This window comes from Streptomyces sp. 13-12-16 (assembly GCF_002114215.1).
Classification (GTDB): domain Bacteria; phylum Actinomycetota; class Actinomycetes; order Streptomycetales; family Streptomycetaceae; genus Streptomyces.
The window spans coordinates 1-1,237 of record NZ_NCTE01000994.1; the positions used below are offsets into that span (position 1 = coordinate 1).

Sequence of the window (1,237 nt, forward strand, 5' to 3'; positions counted from 1 at the left end):
CGGTTCCGCCCTCCCCGGACGGGGCGGGCCACCGGCCGGTGGCGGCGCACCCGGCCGACGCCCACCGCCACCGCCCCGTGCCGCACCGTCCCGGCCGGACGACACGTACCGGCCCGGAGCGCAACCCGCCGGCGCCCGACGTCACTCGCGGGACGGACAGGCATCCCGCACGCGGCTCAGGCCGTGTTTCGGGGCCCGGCCGAAGGGTGACCCCGAGACTGGCGCGCACACCGCTCCCGCGCGGAGCGGCTGTCGCGCCCGAACGCCGACCACAGCGGAGTCACACCCCCGAGAGGCCCATGTCCCCCTCAGCCGCCGACGTGATCCGGACACGCGACGCCGTACCGGAACCGTCCTCGGAACAGCTCGACTCGCTGCTGCGCGAGCTCTCGGAACACCCGCCGGGACCGCGGCGGGCCGCCCTCCGGGAGCACGTCATCCGTCTGCTGCTGCCGATGGCGCGGCGTGTCACGCGCCGCTTCCAGCGCCACGGGGAGGAGTTCGACGATCTCGTACAGGTCGCGTCCCTGGGGCTGGTCAAGGCCGTCGACGGCTACGACCCCGCCCTGGGCCACGCCTTCCTGTCGTACGCGGTCCCCAAGGTCACCGGTGAGCTCCGGCGCCATCTGCGCGACCGCACGGCCACCGTACGGCTGCCCCGCCCCCTGCAGGAGGCGAGCGGCCGGATCCTCCAGGCCGTCGAGGAGCTCGAACAGCGGCTCGGCGGCCGCTCGCCCACCCCGGAGCAGATCGCCGCGCACACCGGGCTCGGACAGGACCGCGTGCTGTCCGCGCTGCGGGCGGTGCACGCGTGCCGCGCGCGTTCCCTCGACGAGCCCGCCGGGCACGACCAGGAGATCCCGCTCGCCCGTCTGGTCGGCGCGGAGGACCCGGCGCTCGGCCGGGTGGTCGACACCGTGTCCCTGACCGCCCTGGTGAAGCGGCTGCCGGAGCGCGACCGCCGCGTGCTCTACCTGCGCTTCTACCGGGAGTGCACCCAGCAGCAGATCGCGGACGCCGTCGGCGTCTCCCAGATGCAGGTCTCACGCATTCTGCGGCGCTGCTTCGACCGGCTCCGCGAGGCGCTCCTGGCGGGTGAGCCGTGTGCGGGAGCCGGCCGGGCTGCACGGGGTCCGGCCACCGGGCGGGCGGCCCGGCCGGCGCGCACCTGGTACGGCCTCCGTGGCACGGAGGAGCCGGTACGTCCCGCGGGAGCCGCCGGCCCGGTACGCCCGGC

The 1,237-nt window shown here is 76.3% G+C and carries 1 protein-coding gene; it reads left to right on the forward strand.

The features are described from left to right. Window positions 1-320: 320 nt before the first annotated feature. Window positions 321-1,237, forward strand: a 917-nt coding sequence (locus tag B7767_RS33860; protein ID WP_179167398.1) for a SigB/SigF/SigG family RNA polymerase sigma factor, incomplete at its 3' end; no start/stop codon positions are given.